Annotated in this window: 23 protein-coding genes and 1 pseudogene; 23 read left to right on the forward strand and 1 reads right to left on the reverse strand. The window is 63.4% G+C overall.

The annotated features are described in order from the left end of the window. The first annotated feature begins 13 nt into the window (after positions 1-13). From WJ542_RS11510 to WJ542_RS11520, 3 genes are all read left to right on the forward strand, one after another. Positions 14-1,147, forward strand: coding sequence for a CoA transferase subunit A (locus WJ542_RS11510; RefSeq protein WP_411189412.1), 1,134 nt, complete (start codon positions 14-16; stop codon positions 1,145-1,147). Continuing rightward, on the forward strand, positions 1,144-1,968 hold the full coding sequence (locus tag WJ542_RS11515) for a CoA-transferase (protein ID WP_411189413.1): 825 nt from the start codon (positions 1,144-1,146) through the stop codon (positions 1,966-1,968). Before WJ542_RS11510 ends, WJ542_RS11515 begins: the two co-directional genes overlap by 4 nt. 420 nt (positions 1,969-2,388) lie before the next feature. Further along, entirely contained in the window at positions 2,389-3,513 is a 1,125-nt protein-coding gene (locus WJ542_RS11520; protein ID WP_411189414.1) for a CaiB/BaiF CoA transferase family protein, read from the forward strand. Between the two features lie 132 nt (positions 3,514-3,645). Here WJ542_RS11520 and WJ542_RS11525 read toward each other — a convergent pair whose 3' ends face one another. Next, positions 3,646-5,151, reverse strand: coding sequence for a sigma-54 interaction domain-containing protein (locus tag WJ542_RS11525; protein WP_411189415.1), 1,506 nt, complete (start codon positions 5,149-5,151; stop codon positions 3,646-3,648). Positions 5,152-5,626: 475 nt separating this feature from the next. Between WJ542_RS11525 and WJ542_RS11530 the strand changes: the two genes are divergently transcribed. The 20 genes and pseudogenes from WJ542_RS11530 to WJ542_RS11625 all read left to right on the forward strand — a co-directional run bounded on the left by WJ542_RS11530 (position 5,627) and on the right by WJ542_RS11625 (position 26,608). Then, entirely contained in the window at positions 5,627-6,808 is a 1,182-nt protein-coding gene (locus WJ542_RS11530) for a CaiB/BaiF CoA transferase family protein (RefSeq protein WP_411189416.1), read from the forward strand. Positions 6,809-6,930: 122 nt separating this feature from the next. After that, positions 6,931-7,616 (forward strand): annotated as a pseudogene (locus tag WJ542_RS11535) (enoyl-CoA hydratase-related protein). 9 nt (positions 7,617-7,625) lie between these two features. Next, entirely contained in the window at positions 7,626-9,335 is a 1,710-nt protein-coding gene (locus WJ542_RS11540; protein ID WP_411189417.1) for a class I adenylate-forming enzyme family protein, read from the forward strand. Continuing rightward, complete coding sequence (locus WJ542_RS11545; RefSeq protein WP_411189418.1) at positions 9,332-10,102, forward strand: enoyl-CoA hydratase/isomerase family protein; 771 nt, start codon at positions 9,332-9,334, stop codon at positions 10,100-10,102. The genes WJ542_RS11540 and WJ542_RS11545 overlap by 4 nt, the downstream gene beginning before the upstream one ends. Position 10,103: 1 nt before the next feature. Beyond that, positions 10,104-10,865, forward strand: coding sequence for an SDR family NAD(P)-dependent oxidoreductase (locus WJ542_RS11550; protein ID WP_411189419.1), 762 nt, complete (start codon positions 10,104-10,106; stop codon positions 10,863-10,865). Positions 10,866-10,896: 31 nt separating this feature from the next. Then, entirely contained in the window at positions 10,897-12,063 is a 1,167-nt protein-coding gene (locus WJ542_RS11555; RefSeq protein ID WP_411189420.1) for an acyl-CoA dehydrogenase family protein, read from the forward strand. Between the two features lie 12 nt (positions 12,064-12,075). Further along, positions 12,076-12,951 carry a 3-hydroxyacyl-CoA dehydrogenase family protein gene (locus WJ542_RS11560; protein ID WP_411189421.1) on the forward strand — a complete coding sequence of 292 codons (876 nt, stop codon included), beginning with the start codon at positions 12,076-12,078 and terminating at the stop codon, positions 12,949-12,951. A gap of 2 nt (positions 12,952-12,953) precedes the next feature. Beyond that, positions 12,954-13,610 (forward strand): 3-hydroxyacyl-CoA dehydrogenase family protein, encoded by a 657-nt coding sequence (locus WJ542_RS11565; RefSeq protein ID WP_411189422.1) that lies wholly within the window; start codon positions 12,954-12,956, stop codon positions 13,608-13,610. Positions 13,611-13,845: 235 nt separating this feature from the next. Then, on the forward strand, positions 13,846-14,838 hold the full coding sequence (locus tag WJ542_RS11570; protein ID WP_411189423.1) for an NADPH:quinone oxidoreductase family protein: 993 nt from the start codon (positions 13,846-13,848) through the stop codon (positions 14,836-14,838). Between the two features lie 41 nt (positions 14,839-14,879). Then, a complete protein-coding gene (locus WJ542_RS11575) occupies positions 14,880-16,565 on the forward strand; it encodes a class I adenylate-forming enzyme family protein (RefSeq protein ID WP_411189424.1) in 1,686 nt (561 codons plus the stop codon). Further along, on the forward strand, positions 16,562-17,350 hold the full coding sequence (locus tag WJ542_RS11580; RefSeq protein WP_411189425.1) for an SDR family NAD(P)-dependent oxidoreductase: 789 nt from the start codon (positions 16,562-16,564) through the stop codon (positions 17,348-17,350). The genes WJ542_RS11575 and WJ542_RS11580 overlap by 4 nt, the downstream gene beginning before the upstream one ends. 98 nt (positions 17,351-17,448) lie before the next feature. Beyond that, complete coding sequence (locus tag WJ542_RS11585) at positions 17,449-18,819, forward strand: MFS transporter (protein ID WP_411189426.1); 1,371 nt, start codon at positions 17,449-17,451, stop codon at positions 18,817-18,819. A gap of 14 nt (positions 18,820-18,833) precedes the next feature. Then, positions 18,834-19,718 (forward strand): MaoC/PaaZ C-terminal domain-containing protein, encoded by an 885-nt coding sequence (locus WJ542_RS11590; RefSeq protein WP_411189427.1) that lies wholly within the window; start codon positions 18,834-18,836, stop codon positions 19,716-19,718. Continuing rightward, complete coding sequence (locus WJ542_RS11595) at positions 19,715-20,482, forward strand: enoyl-CoA hydratase-related protein (RefSeq protein ID WP_411189428.1); 768 nt, start codon at positions 19,715-19,717, stop codon at positions 20,480-20,482. Before WJ542_RS11590 ends, WJ542_RS11595 begins: the two co-directional genes overlap by 4 nt. 38 nt (positions 20,483-20,520) lie before the next feature. After that, the gene (gene panB / locus WJ542_RS11600; protein WP_411189429.1) at positions 20,521-21,342 is read left to right on the forward strand and encodes a 3-methyl-2-oxobutanoate hydroxymethyltransferase; all 822 of its coding nucleotides are present in this window, start codon (positions 20,521-20,523) and stop codon (positions 21,340-21,342) included. A 120-nt stretch (positions 21,343-21,462) separates the two neighbouring features. Next, positions 21,463-22,476 carry a LacI family DNA-binding transcriptional regulator gene (locus WJ542_RS11605; protein WP_027796057.1) on the forward strand — a complete coding sequence of 338 codons (1,014 nt, stop codon included), beginning with the start codon at positions 21,463-21,465 and terminating at the stop codon, positions 22,474-22,476. A 216-nt stretch (positions 22,477-22,692) separates the two neighbouring features. After that, positions 22,693-23,649, forward strand: coding sequence for a substrate-binding domain-containing protein (locus WJ542_RS11610; RefSeq protein WP_411189430.1), 957 nt, complete (start codon positions 22,693-22,695; stop codon positions 23,647-23,649). Between the two features lie 47 nt (positions 23,650-23,696). Then, entirely contained in the window at positions 23,697-24,491 is a 795-nt protein-coding gene (locus WJ542_RS11615) for an ATP-binding cassette domain-containing protein (protein WP_411189431.1), read from the forward strand. Positions 24,492-24,493: 2 nt separating this feature from the next. Beyond that, positions 24,494-25,507 (forward strand): ABC transporter permease, encoded by a 1,014-nt coding sequence (locus WJ542_RS11620; protein WP_411189432.1) that lies wholly within the window; start codon positions 24,494-24,496, stop codon positions 25,505-25,507. Between the two features lie 3 nt (positions 25,508-25,510). Next, positions 25,511-26,608: a phosphotriesterase family protein gene (locus WJ542_RS11625; protein ID WP_411189433.1), complete on the forward strand. Its 1,098-nt coding sequence runs from the start codon at positions 25,511-25,513 to the stop codon at positions 26,606-26,608. The last annotated feature ends 94 nt before the right edge of the window (positions 26,609-26,702 follow it).

Below are 26,702 nucleotides of genomic sequence, written 5' to 3' on the forward strand. Positions count from 1 at the left end.
CGGCGCGGCCTTGATGAGTGAGGTGAACGCGCAGATTCCGAATTGTTCGTCCAATTCTGGTTGCATTCGTTCGTGCAATCAGACAGAATTATCGAAACGTTTTTATTTTCGCGCAAGCTTCCATGTGTCCGGGGTAACCCCAGGCGTCGTCGCAACGGGTGATGGCGGTGGGGCGGACACGTGCTGCATCGGCCGTGGCCGCGCACCGTTGCCATTGCTGAAAATTACGGAGGATAACGAATCGATGAACGATAAGCTCGTTGAACTCGGCGCTGCCTTGCGAGCAGTCAGTTCGGGCAGCACGGTCGCGCTCGGCGGCAGTCTGCTGCGCCGGCAGCCGAATGCCGCCGTGCGCGAGTTGATCCGCAATGGTGTGCGCGACCTGACCGTACAGACCTGGGCGGCAACCACCGCGGTCGACATGCTTGCGGCGGCGGGCGCGTTGCGCCGTTATGAAGGCATCTACGTAGGCATGTTCAGCCATGGCCTCGCACCGAATTTCAGGCGCGGGGTGGAGGCGGGCGAAATCGAGGTGCGCGATTTCTCCGAGACGGCGATGGTCGCGCGGTTTCGGGCAGCTTCGGCCGGGCTGGAATTCATGCCGCTCAAGACATTGCTCGGTTCGGATATCGCGCGCCTCAACCCCGAGCAGTTTCGCGAAATGCGCTGCCCTTTCTCGGGTGCGTCGTTGCACGCGGTGGCGGCCGCGAAAGCTGATTTCACCGTCATTCATGGCTACGTCGGCGACCGCTATGGCAACGTACAGTGGCCGATTGTCCGCGACACCGATGACATCGACCAGATGATCGCGAGTTCGGCAAAGCGGCTCATCGTCACCGTCGAAAAGATCATCCCGCACGAGGAGATTGTCCGCCGGCCGACGTTGACCTACATTCCGGGGCATTGGGTGGAAGCGATTGTCGAGGCTCCGTATGGCGCACATCCCGGGGCATGCGACGCGCACTACAACGAGGACGAAGCGCGGCTGGCCGAGTATCTGACGCGCAGCCGCACGGCTGAAGGTGCGCGGGAGTGGCTCGACGAGTATGTCCACGCGCCTGCTTCGCACGCCGCCTATATCGAGAAGGTTGGCGGTCTCGCCGCGCTGGGGGCGCTCAATGTCACGGGTCACGGAGGTAACGTATGAGCAGGCTTGCCCGGGAGGCCGATCAGCCGTATTCGATGAACGAACTCGTGACGTGCGCGATCGCGAAGCAGATTCGCGATGGCGACCTCGTGTTCGTGGGCGTGGGAACCAACGGCCGCGCGTTCACGCTTGCCGTAGGTATTCCACTCACTGCAGTGCGGCTCGCGCAGATGCTCCATGCGCCCTCAGCGGCGGTCTACTGGGGCAACCTGCTGGAACCTGATCTCAGCAGGGTCTCATCTGACATCAAACAGGACACATTCACCCGCTGGCCCGCCTCGTCGTGCCCCTCCGATACGGGCATCAAGTGCGACATGCTGGCGCGTCAAGCCTTCGACGTGTGTTTCGATTCGGCCGCGCAGATCGACCGGTTCGGCAATCTCAACATCACGGCCATCGGCGACTACCGCAAGCCGTCGGTGCGGCTGGTGGGCTGTCTCGCGCAGCCGGAGCATCTCGCATTCGTGCCTCGGCCTCTCGTGGTCGTCGATCTCGACAGGCGGGTGTTCGTCGATCGTGTCGACTTCATCACGAGCGTGGGGCACTACCAGGGCGGTCGTTCGCGCGAAGAAGTCGGTCTGCCACCCGGCGGCCCTGAACTCGTCATCACCGACAAGGCGATTTTCGACTTCGAGCCGGAGACGAAACAGATGCGCCTCGCGTTGCTGCACCCGGGGGTGACGAAGGAAGAGGTATTCGATCTGATGTCCTTTAGACCCATGGTTCCGGACGTCGTGCTCACGACGCCCGAACCGGACGACGAGCATCTGCGGCTGATCCGCTCGGTCATCGATCCGAACCGCGTGCTGCTGCGCGTGTAGGTACACGCTGCGCAATGCGGCCGGTTGGCTTCCGGCCACGCGCTCACCATGCCGTCGGTCGCGACAGCGCCGAACACTTGTGTACGCGCGAAAGACAGTTAGTGCGCGGGCGTCGCGTTCGAGGACATCATCGCGTGTTTTTCGCCCGTGGTTTCGCCCGCGCGAAACGAATGACATGGCGGTTTATGTCCATCATGAAGGGCGCCTCCGTGCATGGCTCGCGTATCCCTGGCCCGACTGGCATGAAAGTCGCTTACTACGATTTTCGAAAACAAACGCACATCTGGCGACGGAAACGGATTTCGACGCCGCGATCCGCGCCGCGCGCACGCGCCATGTATCGGGACGCCGGGCCAACTGAGCGCACTGTTCCCATTCATCCATCCCATACACACCGAACGAAATACGCGAGGATTTTTCATGTCCGCCTTGGAAGGCTTGAATGTTCTGGATTTTTCGACGCTGCTGCCGGGACCGCTCGCCGGTCTCATCATGGCGGAGGCCGGCGCCACCATCATCAAGGTCGAGCGGCCGGGTTCGGGCGACGAAATGCGCTCGTATCACCCCCGCATCGGCGACGACAGCGTGAACTTCGTGATGCTCAATCGAGGCAAGCACAGCCTCGCTGTCGATCTGAAGGCGCCCGACGCCATCGCGCGCCTGCGCCCGCTGATCGACAAGGCGGACGTGTTAATCGAGCAGTTTCGCCCCGGCGTGATGGCGCGGCTCGGTCTCGGCTACGAACAGGTTCGCGAGATGAATCCGCGTATTGTCTACTGCTCGATCACCGGCTGGGGGCAAACGGGCCCGAAAGCCCATATCGCGGCGCACGACCTGAACTACATTGCCGAAACGGGCGTGCTCGGCCTGGGTGCGGACGACAGCGGCAAGCCCGTGCTGCCGCCCGTGCTCGCGGCGGATATCGCGGGCGGCGCGATGCCGGCGGTGATGAACATCATGTTCGCGCTGCGTCAGCGCGATCGCACGGGCGAGGGTGCGTATCTCGACATCTCGATGGCCGACAACCTGCTCGCATTCAATTACTGGGGCGTGGGCAGTGGCTTGTCGGGGCAGGGCTGGCCGAAGCCGGGCCGCGAGCTCGTCACAGGCGGCTCGCCGCGCTATCAGATCTATGCGACCGCTGACGGGCGCTATGTCGCCGCTGCGCCGATCGAGGAAAAGTTCTGGGCGGCGTTTATACGCATCATCGAATTGCCGGAAGCGTTCCGGGATCCGGCGGCCGACCCTGCCGCAGCCATCTCCGAAGTGGGCAAGCGCATCGCAACGCGCACCGCGTCCGAATGGAAAGCGCTGTTCGACGGCCAGGATGTGTGCTGTTCGATCGTCGCGACGCTCGAAGAAGCGGTGAACGATCCACACGTCAAGGCGCGCGGTTTGTTCGAACACCGCATCGGTTTCGGCGAGACGACGCTGCCTGCGCTGCCGGTTCCCGTCGCGCCGGTGTTTCGCGCACCGCCCGCGCGCCGGAACGCGCCTGCGCTGGGCGATTCGAACGCGACATTGCTCGCGCCGGGCGGGCGATGAGATGCGCTTCATCGGCCACGACTGACCAGAACGGGAATCGCCGCTCGTACGCGGCGTGACCCGATCACGCGACGGTGCCGTTATCGCGAATCCGATCGTGGTACGGCGCCAAGCCGCGTCACCACGCGTGCATCAGTTGATCGAAAGCTCGCTCAAGCGCTTGTACAGATACGAGCGCGACACGCCGAGTTCTTCCGCCACGCGCTTCTTGTTCCCCTTGAGCCGCTGCATCGTTTCCACGATCAACTCGGATTCCAGGCGATCCTTTGCAGCCCATACGTCGTTGGGCGCGTTATCGCGCTGTGCGGAAAGCACCGCATAGCTGGCCGGTGGCGTTTCCTTCGCGGGATCGAACGAGAGGCCGAAATCGACGACGGAAATCGTGTCCGAATCGCTGAAAATCGCCGCGCGCTCGACCGCATGCTGAAGCTGGCGAATATTGCCTGGCCACGGCCGCGATTGCAGAAAGCGCACGACTTCGGGGCCGAGCCTTTTCTTCGGCACGCCGTGACGGTCGGCAAAGCCTTGCAGGAACACGTCGGCCAGCAGCCCGATATCGTCCAGCCGCTCGCGCAGCGGCGGAAGACGCAGCGTGATCGCCGCGATCCGATAGAACAGATCGAGCCGGAACGTGCTTTCCTCGATCATCGAATCGAAGTCGCGATTGCTCGCGGTGATAAGGCGAAAATCCGAATGCCTGCGGCGTTCGCCGCCCACGCGTTCGAAGCTGCCGTCTTGCAGCGTGCGCAACAGCTTGACCTGCACGTCGAGCGGCATGTCGCCGATTTCGTCGAGAAACAGCGTGCCCGTATCCGCCTGCTCGAATTTGCCTTTACGTCCCTTGCGGTCCGCGCCCGTATAGGCGCCCCCTTCGTAACCGAACAGCTCGGCCTCGACCAGCGTGCTTGGCATGGCCGCCGCGTTCACCAGCACGAGCGGATTGGCGCTGCGGGGGCTCAGCATGTGAATGGCGTGCGCCACCAGTTCCTTGCCCGTGCCGCTTTCGCCGACGATGAGCACCGGCACGTCGAGCGGCGCAATGCGCAAAATGTCTTCCTTCAGCCGTTTGATCGCATCGCTGTTGCCGACGATCTGCTGAAGACCGTACGAGCGGTTGCGAATGCCGGAGAGTTCGCGCTTGTAGAAGTCGAGTTCCTGACGCACGCGTGTGAGCTCGCCGCGCATTTCCTCGAGCGCTTCCACGCCTTTGAACATCACCTGGCCAATTGCGCCGACGCAACGCTTGCCTTTGTCGAAAATGGGCACGCGGTTTACCACCCGGGCGACGCCGTTCATTTCCTGCACGCGGCCGATCTGCGCGCGGCCGCTCACGGCAACTTCCTGTAGGCGGGTGTTTTCGATGACTTCGGTCACGGGCTGACCTACCGCCTCGCCGTGCCGGAGTCCGAAGAATTTTTCATGCACGGGGCTCATGTAGAGCAGCTTGCCGGCTTGATCGACGACGGTGATCGCTTCGTAGGGATTGGTAACGAAGTGGCGAAGAATGTCGTCGGAGAAATCGACGCTGGAGATGAACTCGGACAGCGCCTCGTTCGTGTCGTTGACCGACACGAGAAAGCACACGGCTTGGGCGGCCTTGAATGCCGACACCATCAGCGGCCGTTCCTTGTTGATCAACGGAAAAACCTGCTTCAGACGGTTGTCGGCCCGATTGCGCCATAAAGCCGATAGCTCCGCGATGAGCGATGTATCTTCGCAAAGCCCAGCGGATAGGCGGACTGAACCGGTGTCGTCCAACACCAGCACTCCGCATTCCTGTCTCGACATGTCTCCCTCTTGGGTTCTCGCCGGATGATTCGCGTCTTGTGGCCCGTGTACACATGCGTGCGGAAAGTGACCGCACCGACAACACTCGGCACGCGAACGATTGTATTCCAGAACGCCCGGCTCGTTAAAGACGAAACACGGCGCTTACTTGAAAACCCCGAGAAAGCCGCGGCATCGAGCGTGTTTATAACGCTTCATGATTTCACGCGTCTCTCTCGCGAAAATTGGCATGAACCTTGCCCTAATGCTGTCACTCGTTCGATCTGAGGACACAATGAGGCAGCTCGACAGACTTCCCAAAAAAATGGAGACAGCCGGACTCGGCATGTTGGCGGGCCTACGCGTGCTCGACCTGACTACTTCGGTCGCGGGACCCTACGGAACGCAATTGCTCGCGGACCTGGGCGCCGAAGTTACGAAGGTCGAACGCACGGGCGCAGGCGACGATACGCGCGCCTGGGGGCCGCCGTTTACCGAAAACGGCGAATCGCTGTGGTTTCTGAGCGTGAATCGCAACAAGGCGAGCATCACGCTCGACGTGCAGCATGCGGAAGGTCGCGCTATTCTCGATGCGTTGATCGAGCAGAGCGACGTGCTTGTGCTTAATATGGTGCCGGCCGTACAAGCCAAGCTTGGCGTCGATTACGCGCGGCTGCACGAAAAATATCCGCGTCTTGTTCACGTCTCGCTGACGGGCTTCGGGCCCGACGGCCCGCGTTCGGGTTTGCCCTGCTACGACCTCATCGCGGAAGGGTACTCCGGCGTGATGGATCTCACCGGCGAGCCGGAGGACGGTCCGCAGAAAGTCGGTACGCCCGCCGCCGATCTGCTCGCGGGGCAGGACGTCGCGCTTGCGACGCTCGCTGCCGTGGTCGAACGGATTCGCACGGGCGTGGGCAAACGCATTGACGTGTCGATGGTGTCAAGCATGGTGCGCTTCATGGCGCCCCGCATCGTGCCGTACCTCGGCTCGGGCGAGTCGGTCACGCGATCGGGCGGCCGCGATTCGGTGATTGCGGTTTATCAGGTATTCGATACTGCGGACGATCCGATCACGCTCGGCCTCGGCAACGACGCGATTTGGACACGCTTCTGGAACGCGCTCGGCGAGCCTCAATACGCCGAAGAGCCGCGTTTTCGCAGTAACGCGCAACGGCGCGAGGCGCGAGAGGAAATCGTCGACGCGATTGCCTGTCGCCTGAAAGCCAGATCGAGCGCGCATTGGCTGGCGCTCTTTGCCGCGCATCGCATTCCCGCCGGTCCGATCAATCGTATCGATCAGCTCGTGCAGGACTCGCAGTTGCTCGACGAAGGCTTGTTCTATGCGGCGCAGGGCGAATCAGGCCTTGTTCCGCAAGTGGGGCTTGGCATCAAGTTCGACGGACGCAGCGATATTCATCGCCGCGCGCCCCCGGCGCTGGGGCAGGACACGGAAGACGTATTACGGGAGCGGCTCGGCCTGTCGGACGCACGCGTCGAGCAGCTTAAACACGACGGAATCATTTGAATTCGAATTCGAAGGAGACGAAAACCAAAATGGCTTACGAAGAAATCCTTTATCACGAAGACGGTCCCATTGGCACGATCACGCTGAACCGCCCCGACGACGGCAACATGTTCACCGAAAGAATGTGTCACGAGATCCGCGACTGCATCAACGCGATCCGCCGCGAAACGCGCACGCGCGTCATCGTCATCACCGGCGCGGGCGACAAATTCTTCTGCACGGGCGGCCGCAAGGATGGCATGCAGAATTCCACGCTCTACGCCGGCGTGCTGCCCACGCTTGAAATGTATGAAAGCATCGATCGTTTGCAGAAACCCGTGATCGCGTCGGTAAACGGCTATGCGGTGGGGGCGGCAACGTGCTGCAAGTCGTGTGCGATCTGACCATTGCGAAGGAAAGCGCGATTTTCCGCCAGGTCGGGCCGATGGTCGGCAGCTTCGACGCGGGCTATGGCACGTGGTATCTGGAAGATCTCGTCGGCAAGAAGCGCGCGAAGGATATCTGGTTCCGCAATCCGAAAATCTCGGCGAAAGAGGCGCTGGAGTGGGGAATGATCAACAAGGTCGTGCCCGACGCCGAACTGAGGGAGGCGACGCGCCAGTACGCGCTGGAAATCGCGCAGCGCGGCGCATTCGCGCTGGCTTCGCTGAAGGCTGCATTCAATGCGCGTCACGGCGGCGTGAGCGGCCTGTCGCGCATGAGCCACGACTTGCTGCTGCGCGGCTATCTGGATTCGCAGGAGCACGACGAACTGGCCACCGCGTTTGCAGAGCGCCGCGAGCCGGATGCTTCCAAATTCGGCCACTGAGCGACGCATATGCAAAACATTCTCACCCTGCACGATCCGCAGCGCGCGCGCGAATACTATCTCGAAGGCGTGTGGCAGCAGGACACGCTCTACACGCTCGCGCGCCGTCATGCGCGCGAGCGCTCCACCGCCTGCGCGCTGCGTGACGCCGAGTTGCGCCTCACGTGGCGCGAGCTGGTGAACTGGGCAGACAGCGTCGGCGAGGAACTGCATCGCGCCGGGCTGCGTTCGGGCGACCGCGTGGGCGTCTGGCTGCCGAACGTGGTCGAGACCGTCGTGATTCTGCTGGCGTGCTCGCGCAACGGGTACGTGTGCTGTCCTTCGCTGCACCAGAATTACACGGTGGACGAAATCGCCGTGCTGCTCGAACGCGTCGATGCGAAGGCGCTGTTCGCCGCGCCCGGCTATGGCGCGGATAGCGATCGCCATTCGATCTTCGCGCGCGCGGCGTCGCTGCCGAATCTGAGCGCCGTCTACGCGCTCGAGCGCCATGCGCACTCACTGCGTCCCGAGGAACAGGCCTCGCCGTTTCCCGAGCGCGTACCGCCCGCCGTCACGCGCGCCTGCGATCTGAATCCCGACAAGATCACCTACCTCGCGTTCACGTCGGGCACGACCGGTATGCCGAAGGGCGTGATGCATAGCGACAACACATTGCTCGCGAACGGCCGCGCACTTGTCTACGACTGGGGGCATACGACCGATACCGTGATGTTGTCGCTCTCGCCGATGAGCCATCACATCGCCACCGTCGGCATCGAGCAGATGATGGTGGCGGGGCTCGAATTCGTGATGACCGATCCGATCCGCGGCAAGAAGGGCCTCGAGTGGGTGCTCGAAACCGGCGCGACCTACGTGCTGGGCGTCCCGACGCACGCGATGGACATTCTGGGCGAAGTCTCCGCACGCGGGTTGAACGCGATTGGCAAGGTGAAGACCTTCTATATGGCCGGCGCGGCGATTCCGCGTGAAGTCGCGCAAAAATTCGTGAACCTGGGCGTCACGCCGCAGAACATCTATGGCATGACGGAGAACGGTTCGCACCAGTACACCATTCCGACCGATACGCCGGACTCCATCGTGTCGACCTGCGGCCGCGCGTGCAAGGGCTACGAAGTGAAGCTGTGGCGTCAGGACGATCCCGACACCGAAGTGCAGCCCGGCGAAGTAGGCGAGATTGGCGGACGCGGCGGCCTTCTGATGCTCGGCTATTTCAGCAATCAAAGCGCTACGGAACGGTCATTCAATCGTCACGGCTGGTTCATGAGCGGCGACCTTGGTGTGATGACGCCGGACGGTTGCCTGCAGATTGTTGGGCGCGCCAAGGATCTCATCATTCGCGGCGGCCACAATATCCATCCGTCGCGAATCGAGGAACTGGCGATGCGCCATCACGATCTGGAACGTGCGGCCGCTTATCCGGTACAGGACGACCGCCTCGGCGAGAAAGTCTGTCTCGCCGTTATCGCGAAAGCGGGCAAATCCGTCGATCCGGACGCGCTGCTGCGATATCTCGCGGAAGTGGGTCTCTCGAAATACGACATGCCGGAGTTTTTCCTCCAGCTTCCGATGTTCCCGATGACGGCGAGCGGCAAGATTCTCAAGCGCCAGTTGATCGACAGCACGCGCGCGGGCGAACTCGTGCCGGTGGCGGTGCGCTACGTCGCACCGAAGCAGGTTGCCGAAGCGGCCGAAACGGTAACGGGAGGCGCAGCATGAGCCTGCAACTCGCATTCTCCGGCGATATCGCGCACATTACGCTCGATCGTCCCGAAGCATTGAACGCACTCAGTTTCGCGGTGCTGCGCGAGATCGCATCGGCGATCGACGAGGTGGCGCGTTCGTCCGCGCGAGCGCTGGTATTCACCGGCGCCGGCGGGAAAGCGTTTTGCGCGGGTGCCGACATCAAGGAACTCACGGGCCGCAGCCTGATGGAAGAACGTGACGGCGCGGCGTTTGGACAAGCCGTGTGCGCGAAACTGGATCGTCTGTCGATTCCCTCCGTTGCGGTGATTCACGGCTACGCGTTCGGCGGCGGTCTCGAACTGGCGATGGCCTGCCTGTTTCGTGTCGCGACGCCGAACGCGAAAATGGGGCTACCCGAAATCAAGCTTGGCCTGATTCCCGGCTACGGAGGCACGCAACGTTTGCCGCGTCTGATCGGCGAGGCGCGGGCGCTCGAACTCGTCATGTCGGGCCGCACGGTGGATGCCGAAGAAGCGGCGCGCATCGGGCTCGTGAATCGCGTAGTGGAGGGCGGCGAACCGAAAGCCATCGGCGAAGCGTTCGTCAGCCAGTTCACGCGGTACTCGCGTTGTGCGTCGACGTTCGCGCGTGAGGCCGTGCAGCGGGCGCACGGCGTGAGCTTGCAGGAAGGCCTGCAAATCGAAGCCGATTTGTCGACGCTCGCGTATCGCACGCAGGATGCCGCCGAAGGTATGCGCGCGTTCGTCGAAAAGCGTGCGCCCCAATTCAAGGACGCTTGATATGACGCAGGAAAGCAAGATTCGCGGATGTGTGATGGTGACCGGCGCGAGCCGCGGCATCGGCGCGGCGATCGCCGAAGAACTCGCGGTGAGCGGCTATTCGGTAGGCTGTCTGTCGCGAACCGGCGGCGCGCCGCAGCGCGAGAACGTATCAGACGAGGTGCGCGCGCGCTGGATGCCGATCCGATGCGACATCAACGACGCAGCGGCGCTCGCCGTAGCGTTCGAAACGTTGACGCGGGAAGCCAGGGCGCCGCTCGTCGGCCTCGTGAACAACGCGGGCATTCATCTGGAAGGGCCGTCTGAAAAATTCGCGCTGCAGGATTTCGATCGCGTGATGTCCACCAACGCGACCGCGCTGCTGGCCGCGAGCCAGGCAGCGTTTCCGTATCTGCGCGAGGCGGGCAAAAGCGTCGTCGTCAATATCGGTTCGTTCTTCGACAAGCTAGGCGTGAAGCGCAACGTCGCCTATTGCGCGTCGAAAGCGGCGGTGGGCGCCATTACGCGTTGTCTTGCGGCCGAATGGGCGAGGCACGGAATTCGCGTGATAAACGTCGCGCCGGGTTACATCGTTACCGACCTCAATCGCGAAGAGATGAACGGCGATGCGCTGCGCGCGTTCCTCGAAAAGCGCATTCCGTTACGCGCGCCGGGCGAGGCGCAAGACGTGGCGCACGTGGTGGCGTCGATGTTCGGGCCGGCGGGCGCTTTCATGACGGGCGAAACGCTGTACGTGGACGGCGGTCAGGGTATGGCGCTCTAACGGAGCGCCGAAAAAAAGTAAGGACACGAAGATGAATGTACTCGAACGAATCGAAGCGCGCATCAAGCTGAACGACGAAGAACGCATGGTGCTGGACAGCGTGAAGAAGCTTTGCGCCGAACAGATCATGCCGCGCGCGGCCGATTACGATCGCACGGGCGAGTTCCCCTGGGATAACGTGAAGGCCATCAACGAACTCGGCCTCAATGCGATGTTCGTGCCCGAGGAGTACGGCGGCGTGCCGATGTCATTTACGTGTTATGCCGCATGCGTGAAGGAAATTACAAAAGCGTGCGCATCGACCGGCATTATTTGGGCGACCAATTTTCATGCGGCAAAGCCGATCGTCGCGTACGGCGGGAACGATCTTAAAGAGACGTTTTTGCCGCGCGTGGCGCAGGGCGCGCTCGTCGCGCTTGCGATCACCGAGCCGAATGCCGGATCGGACGCCACCGGCATGCAAACCGCTTTCAGGGAAGACGGTGATCACATCGTCATCAACGGCTCGAAGACTTTCATTACCAACGGCGACGTCGCGGATATCTATCTGCTGTTCGGCAAATGGGCGGGTATCGACGATCCGAAGAAAGCCATCTCGGTACTCGTGCTGGAGAAAGGCACGCCTGGTCTCTCCGTCGTCGGCACGGAGCACAAGATGGGTACGCGGGCATCCGGCACGGCCACGCTCGCGTTCGAAAACTGCCGGGTGCCGCGCGGCAATCTGATGGGAGAAGCGGGGGCAGGGCTCAAGATTCTGCTTGGCTCGTTGAACCGCTCGCGTCCCAGCGTCGCTGCACATGCGCTCGGCATCGCGCGCGCCGCGTTCGACGATGCCGTGGCGTACATCAACGAACGCAAGCAGTCGGGCAAGAAGATCATCGAGTTTCAGGGTATCCAGTTCATGCTCGCCGATATGGCTGCCGAACTCGCCTTGTGCGACGCGTGGCTATGGCGCGTGGCGGAAATGGTCGACGCGGGCGATCCGGACTTCGGCATTGAAGCGTCGATGCTCAAGCTGCGCGCGTCGGACGCGGCCATGCGCATCACCACCGATGCGGTGCAACTGTTCGGCGGTTACGGCTATTGCTCGGACTACCGCGTGGAGCGCCTGATGCGCGACGCGAAGATCACGCAGATCTGGGAAGGAACGAATCAGGTGCACCGCCAGTTGATCGGGCGGAGCTTCATTCAGAAATAACAGGAGACGGATGTGAGCGAAATTAAAACGGTCGGCGTGGCGGGCGCGGGCACGATGGGCAGCGGCATCGCTATCGTAGCGGCGCGCGCGGGTTTCAGAACGAAGGTGTTCGATACGCGTCAGGACGCGCTGGATCGCGCGCGCAAGCAGACCGAGGGTTTCCTGAACAAATCCGCGCAGCGCGGCAAGATTCCGGCGGATGCGGTGTCCGGCATCATGTCGCGCTGGGAAGGCACGACGAAGCTCGATGATATGGCCGACTGCGACATCGTGATCGAAGCGGTGTTCGAAGACCTCGGCGTGAAGCACGATCTGTTCGGCAAACTCAACGAGATCTGCGGCAAGGACGCGCTGTTCGCCTCGAATACGTCGACGATTTCCATCACGGAAATCGCAGGCGGCTCGGGTCGCGACGATCGCGTAGTCGGCATGCATTTCTGTCTGCCAGCGCAGTTGATGAAGTTGATCGAGATGTCGCCCGGCATGAATACGAGCGAGGCGACCTTCAAAAAAGCATGGGACTTCGCGCTCGCGCTCGGCCAGAAGCCGGTGAAGACGCAAGACACGCCGGGTTTCATCCTCAACTATTTCCTGATCCCGTTTAACAACGACGCGATCCGCCTCGTCGAGCAGGGTGTGGCGGACGCAAAAAACATCGATCTCGCCATCAAGACCGCGCTCGGTTATCCGATGGGACCGCTCGAACTGCTGGATTTGATCGGCATGGACACGCAGCGGCTGCTGTGCGAAGCCATGCACGGCTTAACTCACGAGCCTCGCGCTGCGTGTCCTCCGCTCGTGCGCCGCATGATCGCGGCGGGGCGACTAGGCAAGAAGAGCGGGATCGGCTTCCATCAGTACGACGACAACAAGATGTACGGAGCATGACAATGGCACAGTCCTACAAGATCATCGTTACGGGCGAAAGCCGTTCGTTCGCGGAAGGCCATACGTTCGTCGATCGGGCGTCGAGCGACGCGAGCGCGTGCGTCTACGTGGGGGCAGGCGCAGGCCGTCGTTTCGCGCATGACAAGGCTTCGTTGGCCGGTGTGCCGTTCGTGCTGGTCGAGCTCGGCACCGAATGCCTCGGCGCGTATCTGGACGAAGGCGAAGCCGCCAACGTCTTCGGCTTTGCGCGATTTCGTCTCGGCCATGCCGCGCCGAGCAATCTGATCGAACTCGTGCGGCCCGCCGGCACCGGCGACGAAGCGCTTGCGGCCGCGAAGGACGCATTCGCGTCGGCGGGCCTGGTGGTCGCCGTATGCGGGGATTTCCCGGGCCGCATTGTCGACCGGCTTGCCCGACCGTACTACAACGCCGCGCTGCGCCGTCTCGACGAAAAGCTGGCTAGTGCGGCGGATCTCGACAAAACGCTATGCCTCGGCCTCGGGTATCCGGAAGGGCCGATCGCGCTGCTCGAGCGCAGCGGGCTAGCGCACCACTACGGCGTTACGAAAGCGCTGTACGAATCCCTCGGCGATCCGGCCTATGCGCCCGCGCGCCGTGCGACGAACGCCGCCGCGCGTGCGGCGCTTAAAGACGACTGAACATACCGTGTGTGTTCAACGGACAGTCAGTCCGTACCGAAGACACTCGCGAGATCGGATATAACGGGGACGAAGCGCGGTAGCGGGATCGGCGGAGATGGCGGGCCGCCTTCATGTTGGCATGGCTATTGCCTTATGAAGACGGTTCGAGCAGAACGTCGATGGGTAAATCGCTGCGCTTCAATTCTTTATGTTTCGGAATGCTTATTTTATGGATGTAAAAGGCCAAACAGATATGCGTAGCTATCGAGTGCATGAGCATGGCGATCCGTCTTCGATGCTGATCGAGGATATTCCCGGCGTGAAGCCGGAAGCGGGGCAGATAGCTGTCGATGTTCATGCCGCCGGCATCAACTTTCCGGATGTGCTCGTCGTGTCGGGCGCGTATCAACTGTTGCCTGCGCGGCCTTTCACGCCGGGCAAGGATTTCGCCGGCGTGGTGCGCGAAGTGGGCGAGGGCGTGACTGGGTATGCGCCCGGCGATCGCATCATGTCGCAGATCGAGTACGGCGCGCTCGCACACGAAGCCATCACCACGCCGTCGCAATCGTTTCGGATTCCGGACGGAATGAGTTTCGAGGAAGCCGCCGCAATGGGGCTCGTGTATCAGACCGCGTGGTTCGCGCTGATGGAGCGCGGACAGTACAAGCCGGGCGAAACTGTGCTGATCGGCGGAGCCTCGGGCGGCGTGGGTCTGGCCGCCGTGCAGATCGCGGTGGGCCACGGCGCGACCGTGATCGCCGCCGTGCGCAACGACGCGGAAGCGAAGGTGGTGCGCGAATCGGGCGCGCGTTACGTGATCGATCTGTCCGGCGGCAATCTGCGCGAAAGCGTGCGCGAGCAGGTTCACGCGGTGACGGGCGGCCACGGCGCGGACGTCGTGCTCGATCCGCTCGGCGGCGACTTCTTTGCGGGCGCATTACGCACCACGGCGTGGTGCGGGCGCGTCGTCGTGATTGGTTTTGCGGCGGGCGAGATTCCCTCGCAGAAGGTGAATTATCTGCTGCTGAAGAACATCGCCGTAGCAGGGCTGCAATGGAGCGACTACCGCGATCGCACGCCGGAGAAAGTGAAGGCCGCGCAGGAAGATCTGTTTCGGCTGTGGCGCGAAGGTCACGTGCGGCCGGTGGTGATGCGCGCGTTCGCCTTCGATGAAGCGGCGGAGGCCATGCGTCTGGTGCGCGACGGGCTGGTGCGCGGCAAGGTCGTGGTGAAAATGGACCGCTAAGTGTCGATACGCGACGAACGAACCAGAACACGGAGACATGAATGCGTTCCAATTTGCTGACCTTGCATGATCCAGCGCTCGCGCGTGAATTTTACGCAAACGGGCAATGGCGCGACGACACGTTGTATACGATTGCGCGCCGCCATGCGCGCGATTATCCTGGCCGCTTCGCGTTGCGCGATGCGCATCTCCGCCTGACCTGGAAGGACCTGGTGTGCTGGGCCGACGCGCTTGGCGCCGAACTGCACGACGCGGGCCTGCGTACCGGCGATCGCGTCGCCGCATGGCTGCCGAATCGTGTGGAATCCGCGGTACTGCTGCTGGCTTGCTCGCGCGAAGGCTTTGTGTGCACGCTATCGCTGCATCAGAACCATACTGTCGATGAAGTCATGACGCTGCTCGAACGGTGCGCGGTATCGGCATTCGTCGGCTTGCCCGGTTATGGCTCGGACTCGGACGTGAAGAACATTTTCGCTCTGCTCGGGTCGCTTGCGAGCATGAAGCGCGTGTACGCGTTGGCGAATCAAGCGCAAGCGCGGGATAGCCATGCATTTCCGGCACTGCCGCCCGATTTCTCCGCACGCCCGATCAATGACAACCCGGACAAGGTGACGTATCTCGCATTCACCTCGGGCACTACCGGTGCGCCGAAAGCATTGATGCACAGCGACAACACGCTGCTCGCCAACGGCCGCGCGATGGTTGACGATTGGACGCATACGCGCGACCTCGTCATCTATTGCCTGGGGCCGTTGAGCCACCATCTCGCGACCATCGGCCTCGAACAAACGCTGGTGACGGGCTGCGAGCTGGTCGTCAACGATCTTTCGAAAGGCGAGAAGCCGTTCGATCGCATCGTCGCGTGCGAAGCCGATTATGTGATGGGCGTGCCTACGCATGCGATCGACATCCTGCGAGAAATGGAATCGCGCAAACTCGACAAACTCGGCAACGTGAAGACGTTCTATATGTCCGGCGCGGCGATCCCTGCCGAACTGGCGCGCCGGCTCGTGGAGCGCGGGATCACGCCACAGAATACCTACGGCATGACCGAAAACGGCTCGCATACCACGACGTTGCCCACCGACGATCTCGATACGATGATCGAGACGGTCGGCCAGACGTGCGGACGCGGCAATCCTTGCTACGAGCTGCGCGTATTCCGTACCGACGACCGCGACGTCGAAGCCGCGCCTGGCGAAATCGGCGAGATAGGCGGACGCGGCGCGTCGCTGATGCTCGGCTACTTCGGTAACCATGCGGCCACCCAGGCGTCGTTCAATGCGCAGGGGTGGTTCATGAGCGGCGACCTGGGGCGCTTCAACGAACAAGGCAATCTGCAGATCGCAGGACGTTCGAAGGATCTGATTATTCGTGGCGGCCACAATATCTATCCGGCCGAAATAGAAGGTCTCGCGCTGACGCATGAAATGGTGGTGAAGGTTGCCGCGTTTCCGGTCGTCGACGAACGCCTTGGCGAAAAAGTATGTCTCGGCATCATCGGCGTGCCGGGCGCGACGGTGGATGCTTACGAGATGCTGGAACATCTGTTCGACGCAGGCCTTTCGAAGTACGACATGCCGGAATACTTTGTCAGCGTCGAGCAATTTCCGATGACGGCGAGCGGCAAGATCCTCAAGCGCGAATTGTCCGTGCAAGTGCGCGAAGGGCGGCTCGCCGTGCAGCCGGTGCGCTGGACCGGACGGCGCGCGGAGTCGCCGGCATGAGCGGCTCGTTCCGTCAATCGCCTGCCTCGCTCGTCGACATGCGCGGCAAGGTGGCGCTCGTGAGCGGTGCAGCATCGGGCATTGGTCGTGCGCAGGTCGAGTTGTTCGTCGCGGCGGGGGCGCGCGTGGTCGCCGTGGATATCGACGCCGACGGCCTCGGCAGCCTAAAGGAAGCGTGCCCCGCGCGCGATGCGCTGCTATGCGTGCGCACCGACCTTACCGATACGCAGCAGATTACGCACGCCGTCGCGCAAGGTCTCAACGCATTCGGCGCGATCGACATTCTGTGCAACACGGCCGGTTGTCTCGACGGTTGGGCGCGCACGCTCGATACGCCCGAAGCGCTATGGGACCGCGTGTTCGACATCAACGTGAAAGGCATGATGCGGCTCACCAACGCGTTGCTGCCCGGCATGCTGGAACGCGGCGCGGGAATCGTCGTGAACATGGCCTCGGTCGCGGCCTTCAAGGCGGGCGGTGGCGGAGCCGCCTACACGTCGAGCAAGCACGCGGTGATTGGCTATACGCGCCAGCTTGCCGCCGACTACGGACGGCGCGGCATTCGCGCCAACGCGGTGTGCCCCGGCATGATCGAAACGGCGATGACGCGCAACGTGCTCGAAGACGAGGACTCGGCGCTCGTCAAGACCTTGAAACGCGTCCCGGCGGGCCGGCTTGGCCGTGCCGCGGACATCGCGTACGTGTCGCTCTTTCTGAGCGGACCGGGCGCGGAATTCATCCACGGTGCGGCCATCGTTGTCGATGGCGGGCTGCTGGTCAAGTAGATGCAAGCGAAGCTGTTCAAGCTCGATATGACAGGTTGACAAGGGCGCCCGGCACGCGGCTACGCGTGTGCCGTTCGCAACATAAAACGGAGACAGAGATGGACCAGACACGCAAGCTTTTGGGGCGCGCCGGCATGATGAAGGTCGCGGGCGCCAGCTTTATCGGCACACTCATCGAGTATTTCGACTTCTTTCTATTCGGCACGGCGGCGGCGCTCGTATTCAACAAGATCTTCTTTCCGAACCTGACGCCGGTAACGGGTACGCTCGCGTCGTTCGCGGCGTTCGGCGCGGCGTTCGTTGCACGGCCGCTCGGCGGCATGGTGTTCGGTCACTTCGGCGATCGCATCGGGCGCAAGACCATGTTGGTGTTGAGCCTTTCGATCGTGGGCGTCTCCACGGCGGCGGTCGGTCTTTTGCCGACTTATGCGCAAGTGGGGTTGTGGGCGCCGTGCCTGCTGGTGTTCTTCCGTCTGATGCAGGGCATTGCGATCGGCGGCGAATGGAGCGGCGCGGTGTTGATGGCCGTCGAGCACGCGCCGTCGGGCAAGCGCGCCTTCTACGGCAGTTGGCCGCAGTGCGGCATTCCAGCCGGACTGGTGCTCGCGACCGCGTCGTTCTATCTCGTGCAGAAGCTGCCGCCCGATCAGATGATGAGCTGGGGCTGGCGTGCGCCGTTCGTGGGCAGCGCGATTCTGGTGTTGCTGGGCTTGTGGATTCGTTTGAAGATCCAGGAAACACCGGCCTTCGAGCAGGTGAAGGAGCGCAAGCAGGAAGCACGCTTTCCCGCCGGCGAAGTGCTGACGAAGGCGTTTCCCGCCGTGCTGAAGACGGTCTTCGCCATCGCCGCGCCGAACATTCTGTTCTATCTCGCGACGGTGTTTATCCTGAGCTACGGCACGCAAAGCGTGGGCATCAAGCGTGAAGTGCTGCTCGGCGCGATCTGTGCAGCGTCTTTCGTGCAGATTTTCACGATCCCGATGTTTGCGATGTGCGCGGACCGCTTCGGGCGTCGCCCGGTGCTGCTTGCCGGTTCCATTGGCATCGTGCTGGGGGCGTTCCCGTTTTTCTGGTTGCTCGATACCGGCAATACCGCGTGCGTGTTTCTCGCATTGATGCTGGCGCTGCCGATCCTCCATGCCAGCACCTATAGCCCGATTGCGAGCTTCATGCCCGAGCAGTTCGAAACGCGCCTGCGCTATACCGGCTCGGCGTTCGGCTATCAGGTGGGTGGCCTGACGTCGAGCGGGCCGGTGCCGTTTATCGCGGCGGGCCTGTTCGCCTGGGCGGGCGCATCGTGGCCGCTCTCGCTGTACATCATGGCGGGCGGCGTGCTGTCGGTGATCGCCGTCGCGTCGGCGCGCGAAACATACAAGGATTCGATTGAGAGAGTGGATGGCCACGTTCAGCACAACGAAGACGAGGATGCCGCTCTGCCGGCGCATGCGCCGGTTCACGTCAACCGCTAAAAGACACATTCGACATGCCGATCGATTATGCGACGCTGAAAGCATGGCCGTTCACGGACGTCCGTCAGCACTACACTCCGCGCGACACGATTCTGTACGCGCTCGGCGTGGGCGCGGGGCGGGGTTGCGATGCGCCGGATTCGGCCGCCTTGCGCTACGTGTATGAGGAAGCGCTGCGCGCGATCCCCGCCATGGCTGTCGTGCTTGGCTACCCCGGCTTCTGGCTGCGGGATCCGGCAAGCGGCATCGATTGGCGCGCGGTTCTGCATGTCGAGCAGGATGTCGTGCTGCATCGGCCGTTGGCGAGTAGCGGAACGGTGATCGGGCGGAATCGCGTGGAGGAGGTCTACGATCGCGGGCCGGGGCGCGGTGCGGTGATGATCACGTGCCGAGAGCTCGTCGATGCCGATAGCGACGCGCCGATCGCTTCCCTTCGGTGTACGGAGTTTTGCCGTGGCGAAGGCGGTTTCGGCGGCCCGCCGCCGCTTCCGCGCCAACTCGATACGATGCCGTCACGCAGCCCGGACGACGAATTGACGCTGCACGTGGACGAGCGCGCAGCACTGATCTACCGCCTGTGCGGCGACGACAACCCTTTGCATGTCGATGCAGCGGTGGCGCGCTCGGTTGGATTGGATCGGCCGATCCTGCACGGTTTGTGCACCTTCGGCATGGCGACCTATGCGCTGATGCGCTGCCTGTTTCCCGACGATACGGGGACCGTTCGGCGTATCAAGACCCGCTTGACGTCGCCCGTCTTTCCGGGCGAACGGCTGTGTGTCGACGTGTGGCGCGAAGGCGAAGGCGACGCGCGCTTTCGCGTGCGCGCACCGGAGCGCGGCGTAATCGTCATGGATAGCGGCCTGTTTGTCTACGAACCCGCATTTTCGAATACATGACGCATTCTTCCATTCAGCGCGACATACAAGGCCAGGTACTGATCCTGACGATCCACCGGCCCGCCGTTCGCAATGCGCTCGACGTCGAAACGCATCACGCGCTTGCGGCCGAATTCGACCGCTTCGAGGCAGACGGCGCTTTGCGCGTCGCGATCGTCACGGGCAGCGGCACGCAGGCATTCTGCGCGGGCAGCGATATCAAGGACGATCTCGATCCGGCGAGCAAACCGGTCACCGGCTTCGCGGGATTGAGCCGCCGCTTCTCGTTACAGAAGCCTGTTATCGCGGCGGTCAACGGCTTGGCGCTCGGCGGTGGCGTCGAGATACTGCTTGCGTGCGACATCGCCGTGGCGGTGGAGTCGGCGCGATTCGCGCTGCCCGAGCCGCGCGTCGGGCTGGCTGCGATCGAAGGCGGCATACAACGCCTCGCGCAGCATATTCCTTACAAATTCGCGATGCAGATGCTGCTCACGGGCGAATCGATCGACGCCGCCACGGCGTTGCGCTTTGGCCTCGTCAACGAGGTCGTTCCGCGCGAAGGTCTGATGGACGCCGCGTTGAACTACGCGCGAGCCATGCTGAAAAATTCGCCGCTCGCCGTCGAAACGACCAAACGCGTGGTTATGGACGGCATGAAGCGCGCAGGTACGGCCGATCCTTCGTTATGGCAGCACCCGGCGGTTGATTCGCTATGGGCAAGCCATGACGCGAAGGAGGGCATCGCGGCGTTTGCCGAGAAGCGCTCGCCGGTTTGGCAGCGCTGACATCGACGCTTTCTTTCATGACTTTCGGCACGATCTATATGACTTATCTTCAAGAACCCGTTCGCAAGCGCATGACGATTTCCGTGCTGCAAAGCATGCGGGAAAACGGCGAAAAAATTGCGATGCTGACGTGCTACGACGCGAGTTTCGCCGCGATGCTGGACCGCTGCAACGTTGACGCGATACTGGTCGGCGATTCGCTCGGCAATGTCTGCCAGGGCCACGCCACCACGCTGCCGGTGACGGTGGAGCAGATGATTTACCACACGGAATGCGTGGCGCGCGGCATTCGCAGTACGTTCGTCGTTGCGGATCTGCCGTTCTCGTCCTACGCAACCCCCGACGACGCATTTCGCAACGCGGCCCGGCTGATGCAGGCCGGCGCGCATATGGTGAAGCTGGAGGGCGGGGCATGGCTCGCGCCGACGGTCGCTTTTCTGGTCGAGCGCGGTATTCCCGTCTGCGCGCATATCGGTCTCACGCCGCAGTCCGTCCATGCGCTCGGCGGATTTCGCGTGCAGGGAAAGACGGACGGTGCGGCGCGGCAACTTATCGAGGACGCGTTGGCGTTGGAAGCCGCGGGTTGCGCGCTGCTCGTGATGGAAGCGATTCCCGCTGCGCTTGCTGACGACGTGACGCAACGCGTTGCGATTCCCACTATCGGCATTGGCGCGGGGCCGGGCTGTTCCGGGCAGGTACTGGTGTTATACGATGCGATTGGCGTGTTTCCGGGGCGCAAGGCGAAGTTCGTCAAGAATTTCATGGAAGCGCGCAATTCGATCGACGAAGCGATCGCTTCTTACGTCGACGAAGTGAAGAGCGGCGCATTCCCTGCGCCCGAGCATACCTTTCCCGCATAAGGATGCAGGACTAGCCATGACATCCGGCGACGCCTTCGGCGATACCGGTCAGAACCGCGTACGCCCGGAGATCACGAGACACCCGCGCTACACTGGCGTTTTCCGCTCCGGAATCCTGCAGTGCCCAAAGTGTCCACGATCCGCGATGTCGCCGAACACGCGAAGGTGTCGAAAGCCACCGTTTCCCGCTATCTGAACGGCAGTCTTACCCTTCCGCCCGAGACCGCCGAACGCATCGACGCGGCGATCGTCGCGCTCAACTACCGCCAGAACAGCCTCGCGCGGCGCCTGAGCCTTGGCAGCAGCGAAACGATCGGGCTCGCGATGCCCGATGTCGCCAACCCGTTCTTCGCTGAAATCGCGGACGAAGTGGAGCTGGCCGCGTCGGAATGCGGCTACGGGCTTTCGCTGTGCATCACGCGCAATCAACTGGAGCGCGAGTCGCTGTATGTCGGCTGGCTCGACACGCAGCATCTCGACGGCCTGATCCTCGTCTCCAACCGTCCCGACGACGGCTCGCTGCGCAACCTGATCGGCACGCGCGGCAATATCGTCATCATCGACGAAGACATCGCCGGCGCCGACGTGCCGAAGGTTTTCGTCGACAACGTCCAGGGCGGCTATCTCGCGACGCAACATCTGCTGGACGCAGGGCATCGGCGCATCGGCCACGTGAGCGGCCCACGCGGGCTTTTCACGGTGCAGGAACGCTGCGAGGGCTACCGGCGCGCGCTGGCGGAGGCCGGCGTCCCGTTCGACGAGGCACTCGTGCGCTTCGGCTCGTACGACCGGCAGTTCGGGGCCTCGGCGCTGGCTGGGCTGCTCGAACTGCCTTCGCCGCCTACGGCGGTCTTCGCGGCGAGCGACTACCTCGTCGTCGGCATGCTCGAAACCTTGCGCGAGCGCGCGATCGGCGTGCCTGCCGATATGTCGATCGTCGGCTTCGACGACATGGAGTTCGCGAGCCTCCTGATGCCGCCAATCTCCACCCTGCGCCAGTCCGCCCGCGATCTCGGGCGCAAGGCGGTCGGCATGCTGGTTGCCCGCCTCGCGGGCGACACCCCCGCCACCGTCGAGCGGCTCCCCGTGCGGCTGATCGAACGCGCTTCCGTCGCGCCGCCGCGCGAGCGCTGAGCGGATCGCCAAAAATTTATTTTTGATGCGGTTGACAGCGTCCGGCTGTCGGCAGTAGTGTTCAGTAAACCGGTTTACAAGCATCCGGTTTGACGGCGTCATTTGCCAGCCTCGGGCGCGCGATCGACTGCGCCTGCTGAAGTTTCACCAACTGAAGCCGGGACGGCCGCAGGGGCGGCGGTTCCGCGCCTTCGGCCTGCCATGAAGGGGAAGTTGATGAGCACAGCCAGGAAGTTTAGCCGGATCCTCACTACCGTCGTTCTCGCGAGCGCCGTCTCGCTGCTGGGGGCAACGGGCGCCGCGCACGCGGCCGGCAAGAAAAAGATCGCCCTCGTCCAGATCAACCAGGAGGCGCTGTTCTTCACGCAGATGGACGATGGCGCGCAGAAGGCGGCGAAGGCGGCCGGCGCCGACCTCGCGATCTTCAACTCCAACAACGATCCGAACGCGCAGAACAACGCGATCGAAACGTACATCCAGCAGAAGGTGGACGCGATTCTCGTCGTCGCGATCGACGTGAACGGCATCAAGCCCGCGATCACGGAGGCGAAGAAAGCCGGCATCCCGGTCGTGACGATCGACGCGATCGTCAACGGCGACAACGATGTGCAGGTGGGCGTGGACAACCGCAAGGTGGGTATCGACATCGGCACCTACACCGCGAACCTCATCAAGAAGTCGCTCGGCGGCAAGGCCCAGGTAGGCGTGGTGGGTGCGCTGAATTCGTACATCCAGAACGTGCGTCTAGACGGCTTCAAGGCGGGTCTCGCCGCCGCTCCCGATGCGAAGATCGTTGCCACCGTCGACGGCCAGAACGTGCAGGACCAGGCGCAGACCGCGGCCGAGAACCTGATCTCCGGCAACCCCGGCGTCCAGATTCTCTACGCGACCGGCGAACCCGCGCTGATCGGTCTGGTTGCGGCGGTGTCGGCCCAGGGCGTGGCCGACCATGTGAAGATCGTCGGCTGGGATCTGAGCGCCCAGGCGATCAAGGGCATCGATCAGGGCTTCGTCACCGCGGTCGTCCAGCAGGACCCCGAAGGCGAGGGCAAGGCAGCCGTCAATGCGGCGCTGAAGCTGATTGCGAAGCAACCGGTGGAGAAGACCATTTCGGTACCGGTGACGATCGTCACGAAGGCCAATGTCGACAAGTACCGCAGCGTGTTCAAGTAACCGGACGAGGCGCCCCGTTGCGGGGCGCGTGGCGTGGAGGAAGCGAGATGAACGATGCAGGCACGGCGGCGCCGCAGCGCGTCCGCATGCGCAATATTGCCAAGCAGTACGGAGCGATCCAGTCGCTGCGCGGCGTCAATCTGGACGTCGCGCCCGGCGAGGTGCTGGGGCTCGTCGGCGACAACGGCGCCGGCAAGTCCACGCTCTCCAAGGTGCTCTCGGGCGCCGTGGTTCCGGACAGCGGCTCGATCGAGATCGACGGCCAGGCGGTCCACTTCAACGATCCGGGCGACGCGCGCGCCCATCGCATCGAGATGGTCTATCAGGATCTCTCGCTGTGCGACACCGTCGACGTGGCCGGCAACCTGTTCCTCGGCCGCGAACCGATGCGCCGCATCTGCGGCGTTCCGGTGCTCGATCACGCGAAGATGCATCGCGACGCGCGCGAAATGCTCGACGGTCTCGGCATCCGTATTCCCGACACCCGGCTCGATGTGGAGAACCTCTCGGGCGGCCAGCGCCAGGCGATCGCGATCTCGCGCGCCGTGTCGTTCGATCCGAAGGTGCTCATCATGGACGAGCCGACCGCCGCACTGGCCGTTGCCGAAGTCGAGGCCGTGCTCGATCTCGTGCGCACGGTCAGCGCGCGCGGCGTCAGCGTGATCCTGATCAGCCACCGGCTGCAGGACCTGTTTCTCGTGTGCGACCGCATTGCGGTGATGTACGAGGGCGAGGCCGTCGCGGACCGCCCGATCGGCGAAACGAACCTGCAGGAAATCGTCGATCTGATCGTCGGCCACAAGTTCACCGCGCGCTCCGCGCGCCCTCTGGCGGAGCACTGACCATGGGTATCACCGTGTCCCACTCTTCTCCCACGCCGGCCGCGCCGCGGCAGTCCCGGCTCGCGCGCCAGTTGGGCCGGCATGCGGGCGTCGCCAGCATCGCGGCCTTCTTCCTCGTCTGCCTCGTCGCGTTCACGCTGTCGACCGACACCTTTCTCACGGCGGGCAACCTGCTGAACGTGCTGCGCCAGAGCGCGCCGCTCCTGATCGTCGCGACCACGATGACGCTCGTGATCACGACGGCCGGCATCGATCTGTCGGTCGGTTCGACGCTCGCCTTCGTCGGCGCGCTCGCGGCGATCGCGCTGCATGCCGGCGTGCCCGATACGCTCGTGCTGATCGGCGGCCTCGTGCTCGGCGGGCTGATCGGCCTCGTCAACGGCTACTTCATCGCGATCGCCGGCATGCCCGCGTTCATCGTGACGCTCGGCACGCTGTCGATCGTGCGCGGCGCGGCGCTGCTGATCACCCAAGGCTATTCGGTGCCCGTGGACAGCAACGGCTGGTTCGTCGATCTGGGCCGCGAATGGCTGCTGGGCCTCCCGCTGCCCGCGGTGATTGCGGTCGCGACGCTGGTGGCCGGCTGGGCCGTGCTGCGTCACACGCGCTTCGGGCGCTACATCACCGGCATCGGCACCAACGCGGAAGGCGTGCGCCGCGCGGGGGTGGACGTGCGCCGCGTGATCGTCAAAGTGTACGTATTGAGCGGCGCCTCGGCGGGGCTGGCCGGCCTCATCACGACGGCACGCCTTGGCAGCGGGTCGTCGAACCAGGGCGTGGGCTTCGAGCTCGCGGTGATCGCGGCGGTCGTGCTGGGGAGTACGAACCTGTTCGGCGGGCGCGGCACCATACTCGGCACGCTGCTCGGCGCGCTCACGATCGCCGTGCTCGGCAACGGGTTGATTCTCGTGCACGTTTCGCCGTTCTACACGCAGATCATCCAGGGGGCGATCATGCTGTTCGCGATCTGGATGAACACGCGCATTTTCTCGCCGCAGCGCCGGCGCAAGGGCTGAGCGATGACGCGATCGAAACTTTCGTTCGGGCACGTCGATCCGCTGCCGGTGGGTGTCGACAGCGGCCAGGTGATGACGGTGCTGGGCCCCATTCCCGTCGCGCAGATGGGCGTCACGCTGATGCACGAGCACATCCTGATCGACGCCTCGGGCAAGTGGGTCGCGCCCGCGTGCTGCAGCCAGCGGCATATCGGCGAGCAGAAGGTGCATATCGGGATTCTCGGCGCGTTGCGCATGAATCCGCTGATGAACCGCGACAACTGCCAGTTGTTCGACGCCGACCTCGCCGCCGAGGAGTTGATGAAATTCCGCGATCTGGGCGGGCAGACGGTGGTCGATCCCACCAATCTCGGCATCGGCCGCGATCCGCTCGCGCTGCAGCGCATCGCGCGCCGCACGGGCCTGAACATCGTAATGTCGACCGGCTTCTATCTGGAGCCGTCGCATCCGGCCTGGGTGCGCGAGCGGGACGCCGACGCGCTTGCGGAGCAATTGATCTACGAAGTGGGCGGGGCCGGGCAGAAGCCCGAGGTGATCGCCGGGCTGATCGGCGAGATCGGCGTTTCGGCGGCGTTCACGGCCGAGGAGGAGAAGTCGCTGCGCGCGGCCGCGCGCGCGAGCGCGGCGACGCGGGTGCCGTTGTCCGTGCATCTGCCGGGCTGGGTGCGGCACGGGCACCGTGTGCTCGACATCGTGGAGCGGGAAGGCGCCGACCTCTCGCATACGGTGCTGTGCCACATGAACCCGAGCCATGCGGACGTGGCCTATCAGCACGCGCTAGCGCGGCGCGGGGCATGGCTCGAGTACGACATGATCGGCATGGACTACTACTACGCGGACGAAGATGCGCAGTCGCCTTCCGACGAAGAGAACGCGCGCGCCATCCGCGCGCTGATCGACGCCGGCTTCATCGGCCGCCTGCTGCTGTCGCAGGACGTGTTCCTCAAGATGATGCTCACGCGCTACGGCGGCTACGGCTATGGCTACCTCCTCGAGCACTTCGTGCCACGGCTGCGGCGCCACGGCGTAACCGACGCGCAGATCGAAACGCTGCTCGTGACGAATCCCGCCCGGGTGTTTTCGCGCGACCGTCCAGGTTGACGCGACGCCGGGGTTGACGGCGCACCCGCGCCATTCATCGAGATGCAATCACGCAGGTGCCGACGGCAAACGCGCCGCGGGCCTGCGTCCAAAG

It is taken from the genome of Paraburkholderia yinzeri, assembly GCF_046581065.1.
In the GTDB taxonomy this organism is placed as follows: domain Bacteria; phylum Pseudomonadota; class Gammaproteobacteria; order Burkholderiales; family Burkholderiaceae; genus Paraburkholderia.